This window comes from Micromonospora sp. NPDC004336 (genome assembly GCF_053602615.1).
The window spans coordinates 1-6603 of the sequence record NZ_JBSGDY010000251.1 but is presented as its reverse complement, the minus strand read 5'-3'; the positions used below and the strand labels follow the sequence as shown (position 1 = coordinate 6603).

At 76.0% G+C, this 6603-nt stretch carries 9 protein-coding genes; 3 read left to right on the top strand and 6 right to left on the bottom strand.

Annotated features, from left to right (window positions below):
• Nucleotides 1–49 precede the first annotated feature (49 nt).
• Entirely contained in the window at nt 50–568 is a 519-nt protein-coding gene (locus tag ACWENR_RS28945) for a hypothetical protein (RefSeq protein WP_452280122.1), read from the bottom strand.
• Between the two features lie 118 nt (nt 569–686).
• The gene (locus ACWENR_RS28940) at nt 687–884 is read right to left on the bottom strand and encodes a DNA repair protein (protein ID WP_452280121.1); all 198 of its coding nucleotides are present in this window, start codon (nt 882–884) and stop codon (nt 687–689) included.
• 265 nt (nt 885–1149) lie between these two features.
• Here ACWENR_RS28940 and ACWENR_RS28935 point away from each other — a divergent pair, with 265 nt between their 5' ends.
• Together ACWENR_RS28935 and ACWENR_RS28930 are read left to right on the top strand one after the other, a co-directional pair.
• Entirely contained in the window at nt 1150–1743 is a 594-nt protein-coding gene (locus ACWENR_RS28935) for a DUF4396 domain-containing protein (protein WP_452280120.1), read from the top strand.
• 141 nt (nt 1744–1884) lie between these two features.
• Complete coding sequence (locus ACWENR_RS28930) at nt 1885–2547, top strand: GNAT family N-acetyltransferase (protein WP_452280119.1); 663 nt, start codon at nt 1885–1887, stop codon at nt 2545–2547.
• 304 nt (nt 2548–2851) lie between these two features.
• Here the strand turns inward: ACWENR_RS28930 and ACWENR_RS28925 are convergent, their stop codons facing one another.
• Genes ACWENR_RS28925 through ACWENR_RS28915 form a run of 3 tightly spaced genes read right to left on the bottom strand, consistent with a single transcriptional unit; the run spans nt 2852 to nt 4615 of the window.
• Nucleotides 2852–3550 carry a TetR family transcriptional regulator gene (locus tag ACWENR_RS28925; protein WP_452280118.1) on the bottom strand — a complete coding sequence of 233 codons (699 nt, stop codon included), beginning with the start codon at nt 3548–3550 and terminating at the stop codon, nt 2852–2854.
• Complete coding sequence (locus ACWENR_RS28920; protein ID WP_452280117.1) at nt 3513–4007, bottom strand: thiol-disulfide oxidoreductase DCC family protein; 495 nt, start codon at nt 4005–4007, stop codon at nt 3513–3515. The genes ACWENR_RS28925 and ACWENR_RS28920 overlap by 38 nt, the downstream gene beginning before the upstream one ends.
• Nucleotides 4004–4615, bottom strand: a complete 612-nt coding sequence (locus ACWENR_RS28915; RefSeq protein ID WP_452280116.1) for a hypothetical protein — start codon at nt 4613–4615, stop codon at nt 4004–4006. The genes ACWENR_RS28920 and ACWENR_RS28915 overlap by 4 nt, the downstream gene beginning before the upstream one ends.
• Before the next feature lie 169 nt (nt 4616–4784).
• Between ACWENR_RS28915 and ACWENR_RS28910 the strand changes: the two genes are divergently transcribed.
• Nucleotides 4785–5138 (top strand): STAS domain-containing protein, encoded by a 354-nt coding sequence (locus ACWENR_RS28910; RefSeq protein WP_452280115.1) that lies wholly within the window; start codon nt 4785–4787, stop codon nt 5136–5138.
• 127 nt (nt 5139–5265) lie between these two features.
• Here the strand turns inward: ACWENR_RS28910 and ACWENR_RS28905 are convergent, their stop codons facing one another.
• Nucleotides 5266–6468 carry a PP2C family protein-serine/threonine phosphatase gene (locus ACWENR_RS28905; protein ID WP_452280114.1) on the bottom strand — a complete coding sequence of 401 codons (1203 nt, stop codon included), beginning with the start codon at nt 6466–6468 and terminating at the stop codon, nt 5266–5268.
• Nucleotides 6469–6603: the final 135 nt, after the last annotated feature.

The following is a 6603-nucleotide window of genomic DNA, read 5'->3' as shown; positions in this document are numbered from 1 at the left end:
GCCCGGGGCCGACGTGACGGCGGCCCGGGCGGCGGTGTCGACGGGCGCGTCAGGGGGCGGCGGGGAAGCCGTACCGGGCGGCGTGCTCCGGGTCGGCCGGGTCGATCTGGCGGATCCCCGCGTCGGCGAGGCGCTTGTTGACCTCGTCGAGCTGCTCGCGCACCAGCCGGGCCTCCTCGTCGGTGACCCGGCCCCGGTGCGGCTTGCCGGCGTGCTCGATGGTGCCGTAGTCGACCTTCTCGGCGCTCTTGCGGGCCTTCGGCGGGCGGACCCGCTCGGCGGTCCTGAGCAGCTGCGCCATCGGCACGTCGGTGGCCATGGCGTCGAACTCGCTCGCGGTCAGCACCACCCGCCGGGGCTCGCCGCCGCCGTGCCGGTCGTGGATCTCGACCACCGCCACGTCGAGCGCGGCGTCGTCGATGCCTTCCACCTCGACCGGGGTGGCGTCCAGTTGCACGGGCCCGGCCACCAGGTCAGGGTGCTCCAGGACGACGACGCGGACCACCTCGTCGTCGGGCTGGATCACCGTGCCGCTGAAGTCGGAGACGTGGATCGTCTTCTTGCCCATGCGCGGTGCTTCTCCTGTCGTGGGCCGGGATTGTGGACCAGAAGAAATTACCCGACAGGTGTGCGAAAGCCGCCGCTGGACCGCCCGGGTGTGTCGTCGCCGCCGAACGGGGCCCGGATCAGCGCGGGTTCAGGTTGCGGCGGGTGGAGGCGCCGGCCGGCAACCTGTTGAGCTCTCCCCAGGAGAGCGCCTCGGCGCGGGCGGCGCCGCGGTTGCCCCGGTACGGCGGCTGGGCGGGAAATCGCCCGGCCTCCGCGGGGGCCCGCCACAGTCGCTCGGTGTCCTGCTGGTACCGGTCATTCGGCTGATTCGGCATGACCATAACCGTCCCAAAGAAAGTTGTACATGTATGGAAATGGATATGACGGTCGATCGATGCGTCGGGTTCCCGGGAGTCGCGGCCGGATCTCGCGGCATCCATCGGCGGTGGTCCGTGCGTGGTACCCGCCCGCGACGCCCTTGAATCTGGGTGCCGGTAACGGGTTCCGGTGCCCGCTTCCGTGCCGCGCCGCCGCCCGTCCGGGCCGGAAGGTGACCGACGTCTCTTGAGTCATACCCCCTGGGGGTATATGGTCTCGGGCATGACGAACGCGAATCTCACCCGACTGGCGATCACGGCGACCCTGCACTGCCTCACGGGCTGCGCCATCGGCGAGGTCCTCGGCATGGTGATCGGCACCGCCCTCGGCTGGTCCAACCTCGCCACCATCGCCCTCGCGGTCGGCCTCGCCTTCCTCTTCGGCTACTCGCTGACGATCCGGCCGGTGCTGCGCTCCGGCGTCCCGCTGCGCGCGGCCGTCAAGGTGGCGCTGGTCGCCGACACGGTGAGCATCGCGGTGATGGAGGTGGTCGACAACGGCGTCATGCTCGCCATCCCCGGCGCGATGGAGGCCGGCCTGACGAGCTGGGTGTTCTGGGCCAGCCTGGCGGGCGCGCTCGCGGTGGCCTTCGTGGTCACCGTGCCGGTCAACCGGGCGCTGATCTCGCGCGGCCAGGGCCACGCGGTCACCCACCGCTACCACGCCGGCCACGAAGGCGACCACGCCGGGCACGAGACGGGCCACGCCGGCAACGCGGCGGGGCACGAGCACGGTCACGCCGGGCACGGCCACGCGGGGCACGAGACGGGCCACGCCGGGCACGAGGGTGGCCACGTCGGGCACGCACGGCACTGATCGGGACCGTGCGCGGGCGCCGGCCGTCCGGCGTACGGTGATCGACAGGCGGGCCGGGGCGCGGACGGCGTCCCGGCCCGGCACGGCGGGTGGCCCCCGGGCGGGCGGCCGCCCCCGGCGGACCCTCCGGGAGGTGACCCGATGCTCGACCGGCGGCTGCACCTGCACCTGGCGAGCTGGCTGGGGCAGTGGCCGGCCGGCCCCGGGCTGCACGTGGTCGGTTCGCACCGGCGGGCCCGGCCGGGCTGGGACGGCCGGGTGCGGCCCGCGATCGCCGTCGTGGCGGGGGCGAGCACGGTGCTCTCCGTGCCGCCGGACCGGGTGGCCGCCGTCCGGGAGCTGGCGTGCGGGCCGGCGGGGCGGCTGCCGGCCGGGCTGCCCGGGGCGGTCGGCCAGCCCGGCTGGCCGGTCAGCGATCGCGTCTTCCGGTGGAGCGTGGCCCCGGCCCCGCTGCCCGACGTGGGGGAGTGGGTGTCCCCGGGCACGCGGGGGCTGCCGTCCTGGCTCCGGCTCTTCGACCGGCCCGTGCTGGTGGTCCGCGACGAGCGTGGCCGCTACCTGTCGGGCGTGGGCGTGAAGCGGCACGACGCGTACGGCCACGAACTGGCGGTGGGTACGACGCCGGCGGCGCGGGGGCGGGGCCTGGCCCGGCGGCTGGTCGCGCAGGCGGCCCGCCGGGTGCTCGACGAGGGCGCCGTCCCGACCTACCTGCACGACCACGCCAACATCGCCTCGGCGCGGGTCGCCGAGGCGGCGGGCTTTCCCGATCGGGGCTGGCGGTCGTTCGGGGTGTACCCGCCCTGACCCGGCGGCGCGCCGAGGCGCGACCGGTGGCGCCGACGCCGCGACCGAGGGCGACGGCCCGGGTGCCAGCAGGCGGCGGGGCGCGGACGGCAGGGCGCGGACCGTGGATCCCGGGCCGGATCCACGGTCCGCAGCCTCCCCCCCCAGGTCCCGTGCCCCCGCGGCGGCGGTGCGGGGCCGGTCGGCGTCCGTGTCGATTACGCTATGTGTCGATGGGCGGTTCGGCAAGACGCCGACCGGTGGATCTGGACTGTCCAGAAGTGGACTTGACCTGCGGCGGGACGGATTCGGGTCGCGCGTCGGGTCAGTGACGCAACGTGCGGATGAGGTCCAGGACCTGCCGGGTGACCGGGCGTAGCACCCGCAACCGGGACAGCCCCACCAGCCGGTCGATCAGGGGGACCGCGCCGTCGATGAGCTTCCGGGTCCTGGCCTGCCCCGGGGACCGGTCGTGGACCCAGTAGAGGACCACGCCCATGTACGCCAGCCAGAGCAGCTCGGGCAGGTGGGGACGCAGCTCCGCGTCCACCTTCGCGGTGGAGCCGTCGAGCACCTCGGCGAAGAGGTCGACGGCCGCCCGGCGGGGCGCCGACGACTCCTCCGAGAACGGGCTCAGCGGCGAGGTCGGCTCCGCCGCCGTCTTGAAGAAGCTGGCCGCGAAGTCGTGCGACGGGGTGAGCACGTCCACGCCGGCGTGCAGCACCCCGGCGAGCCGGGCGGCGAAGTCGGACTCCCGGTCGAGCACCGGTCGCGCCGCCGCCCGGTGTTCGACCTGCGCCCGGGCGTAGAACTCCTGGATCAGGTGGTCCTTCGAGCCGAAGTAGTAGTAGGCGTTGCCCACCGCGACCCCGGCCTCCTGGGCGATGGCGCGCATGGTGGTCTTGGCGTACCCCCGCTCGCGGAACAGCCGCATCGCCGTGTCCAGGATGAGCTGCCGCGTCTGCTCGCCACGGGCGGTGGCCGGCTCACCCGCAGCGGTCGTCGGCGCAGTCTGCTCGGTCATCGGGGTCACCGTATCCCGCCGGGTCGTCGACCGGCTCCGCCGACGGATCGCGGACGCGTTCGCGTGCCGCCGAGGCGGCGGCGACCACCCGGCGGGCGAGCGGCAGCAGGTGCGGGCGCGCCAGCCGCTCGGCGGCGCCCCGGTGGTCGGCCAGCGCCCAGAGGCAGGCGAACCAGGCGCCGTCGCCCGCGTACACCTCGCCGGTGTCCGCCACCACGGTGAGGTCGCGCAGCGTCGCGTCGTGGTCCAGGCCCGGGAAGCGCCGTCGGGCCCGCGCCGAGCCGGCCGGCACGAACTCCAGGGGTACGAGCTGGGCGCGGGACGCCAGCCAGCGGCGCGCGGCGCGACACAGCGGGCAGTGCGCGTCGTAGAGGACGGTGAAGCTCCGGACGCCACCGCCCCCGTGCGCGGTGGCGTCCGGAACCCGGCCCGCACCGGGCTCGGGCGGGGCGGTCATCGGACCGGCGGGGTGCCCGTGCCGGCCTCGGGCGCGCCGCCCGGACCGGTGGGGTGCGGGCCGGCGGGCTGCGGGGCGGTGGGGTGCGGGTTGCCGGTGGGGCGCGGGCCGGCGGGGTTCGGGCCTCCGGCGGGGTGCGGGCCTCCGGCGGGGTGCGGGTTGCCGGTGGGGTGCGGGCCGGTGGTGGCGGTCGGGTGGGGGCCGCGCGGCGCGGGCGGCATCTGCAGCCGGCCGACCGGGGCGAGCGGGGGCTGGGTGGCGAGCTGGCGCAGCCGGCCCCGGCGGTACCGGCCGAGCGCGAAGACGTTGAAGAAGTGCAGCGCCCCCAGCACCAGCAGCACCAGGCCGATCTTGAGGGACAGCTCCTCCATGGCCTGGGCGGTGGACGCGACGGGATCGGGGTGTTTCATCGCCACGGTGACGTAGCCGAGGTTGAGCAGGTAGAAGCCGACCACGAGCAGGCTGTTCACCGCGCCGGCCAGCCGCCCGTCGGCGAACACCTCCTCGAGGAAGACCAGCCCGTTGCGGGAGAGCGCCCGGGCCACCCACACGGTCAGCCCGATGCTGACCGCCAGGTAGACCAGGTACATCCAGACCTTGGTGTCCATCGCCGACGCCTTTCTTGAACGCGTTCAAGTTGTCGAGGCCGAGCGTAGGGCAGTTCTTGAACATGTTCAAGACGTGGCGGGCGCGGACGCCGTGTGGCCGGCCGGCATGGCGGTCGGTATGGTCGGTCCGCGCCGGTCGGCGCATCTTCTCGACGGTGAGGCGGCCCCGATGGGTGGACGGAACGCGGAGTCGGGGCCGTTGTTCCTGCGGCCCGACGGCGAGGTCGACATGGCCACCGCCGACGCGCTGGGCGCCACCATCACCGACGCGCTGCACCGGCCCGGCGTACGCGAGGTCGTCGTCGACCTCGCCGACGTCCGCTTCCTCGACTCCAGCGGCGTACGCGTCCTCGTGCACGGCGTCGCCCTGGCCCGCGAGCGCGACGCGACGCTGCGGGTGGCGAACCCGCAGCCGGTGGTGGCGCGGGTGCTGCGGATCACCGGGGTCGGCCCGCTGCTCGGGCTGGTCGACGACGAGGCCGCCCGGCCCCCGGTCGCCCGCGGCTGGCGCGGCCTGGACTGATCCCGCGAGGGCCCGCTGCGCGCCGGCTGGGCTCAGGGCCGCGTGCGGGCCGGACCGGTGCCACTCAGGGCTCCGTGCGGGCCGGAGCGGTGCCGCTCACGGCTGCGTGCGGCCGGACCGCTGCCGGTCAGGGCTCCGTGCGGGCGGCGGCTCCGGCCGACCACTCGACGAGCATCAGGGTCGCGTCGTCCCGGTGGGGCCCGGCCTGGTGCGCGACCACCGCGTGACTCAGCCGGCGCAGGGTCTCCGGCGCCGGCAGCCCGGAGCCGATGTGCCGCTCGGCGAGGTCGGCCAGCCGGGGCAGGCCGAACATCTCGCCGGCCGGGTCGCGCGCCTCGGTCACCCCGTCGGTGTGCAGCAGCAGCCGGTCACCGGGCTCCAGCCGCGTCTCCGCCACGTCGACCCGGCCGTCCGGCAGGCCGAGCGGGAGCCGCCGGCCCCCGCCGAGCGCCTGCACGGCCCGGCCCCGGCGCAGCAGCACCGGCGGCGGGTGCCCCGCGTTGACGTAGCGCAGCAGCCCGGTGCCGGTGTCGAACTCGGCGAGCACCGCCGTGACGAACCGCGCGTCCCGCCACTGCGCGGCGATCGCGGCGTCGACCGCGCGCACCAGCCCCGGCAGGTCCGAGCCGGCGCGCCGGGCCGCCCGCAGCGCCGCCAGCGCGACCGAGGTGGTCAGCACCGCCGGCAGGCCGTGCCCCACCCCGTCGAGGATCGCCAACGCCACGATCCCGCCGTCCGCCGCGTAGTCGAACGCGTCGCCGCCCACCTCGTAGCAGGGTTCGAGCAGGGCGCTGACCGTGGTGTCCGAGGTGGCGAAGGTCAGCGGCGGCAGCAGTTGCCAGAGCAGCTCGGCCGACACCCCCATCGGGCGGCTGCGGCGCGTCCGGTGCAGGACGTCCCCGTACGCGCTCTTGCTGGTGACCGCGTGACCGACCAGGCCGGAGACGAGGCGGCAGCCGTCGCGGAGCGCCTCGTCGGCGAGGTCGGTCCCGGCCGGCGGGAACACCTCCAGCAGGCCCAGCCGGTCGGTGCCGTCGACGACCGGCACCCAGAGCCGGGGCGGCGGCCCCAGCCCGGCGTGCACCTCGACCTGGGTGAAGGCGCGACCGGCCAGGCTGCTGTCGATCGGCAGCGGGTCCGGCGTCGGCCTGCCCCGCTCCGGCAGCGGGCGCAGGTCGCGCTGCTCGGCGTCGACCAGATAGACGGTCACCGTCGTGCCCAGCGGCCGGAGCGCGGCGTTGATCGCCACGGGCAGTTGGTCGGGTGGCAGCCGGTGCGACAGGGACAGCAGATCGGCCACCGCCCGGTGCCAGGGCTCGGTCGCGGTCATTCCCGTCGCATACCCCGCGTCCGCTCCGGCAAAGCCGCCCGGGGCGCACGGGATGGGTCGCCGGCCCGGCGCGCGCCGGGCCGGGGGGCCCCCCGCGCGGCGCGCCGCCCCCGGGGGGGGGGGGGGTCAGGGCGC

Excerpts from the sequence above, each read along its gene's own strand:
- ACWENR_RS28905 (WP_452280114.1), bottom strand. The coding sequence starts at position 6,468 with ATGACCGCGACCGAGCCCTGGCACCGGGCGGTGGCCGATCTGCTGTCC.
- ACWENR_RS28920 (WP_452280117.1), bottom strand. The coding sequence starts at position 4,007 with ATGACCGCCCCGCCCGAGCCCGGTGCGGGCCGGGTTCCGGACGCCACC.
- ACWENR_RS28930 (WP_452280119.1), top strand. The coding sequence starts at position 1,885 with ATGCTCGACCGGCGGCTGCACCTGCACCTGGCGAGCTGGCTGGGGCAG.
- ACWENR_RS28915 (WP_452280116.1), bottom strand. The coding sequence starts at position 4,615 with ATGGACACCAAGGTCTGGATGTACCTGGTCTACCTGGCGGTCAGCATC.
- ACWENR_RS28945 (WP_452280122.1), bottom strand. The coding sequence starts at position 568 with ATGGGCAAGAAGACGATCCACGTCTCCGACTTCAGCGGCACGGTGATC.
- ACWENR_RS28925 (WP_452280118.1), bottom strand. The coding sequence starts at position 3,550 with ATGACCGAGCAGACTGCGCCGACGACCGCTGCGGGTGAGCCGGCCACC.
- ACWENR_RS28935 (WP_452280120.1), top strand. The coding sequence starts at position 1,150 with ATGACGAACGCGAATCTCACCCGACTGGCGATCACGGCGACCCTGCAC.
- ACWENR_RS28940 (WP_452280121.1), bottom strand. The coding sequence starts at position 884 with ATGCCGAATCAGCCGAATGACCGGTACCAGCAGGACACCGAGCGACTG.
- ACWENR_RS28910 (WP_452280115.1), top strand. The coding sequence starts at position 4,785 with ATGGGTGGACGGAACGCGGAGTCGGGGCCGTTGTTCCTGCGGCCCGAC.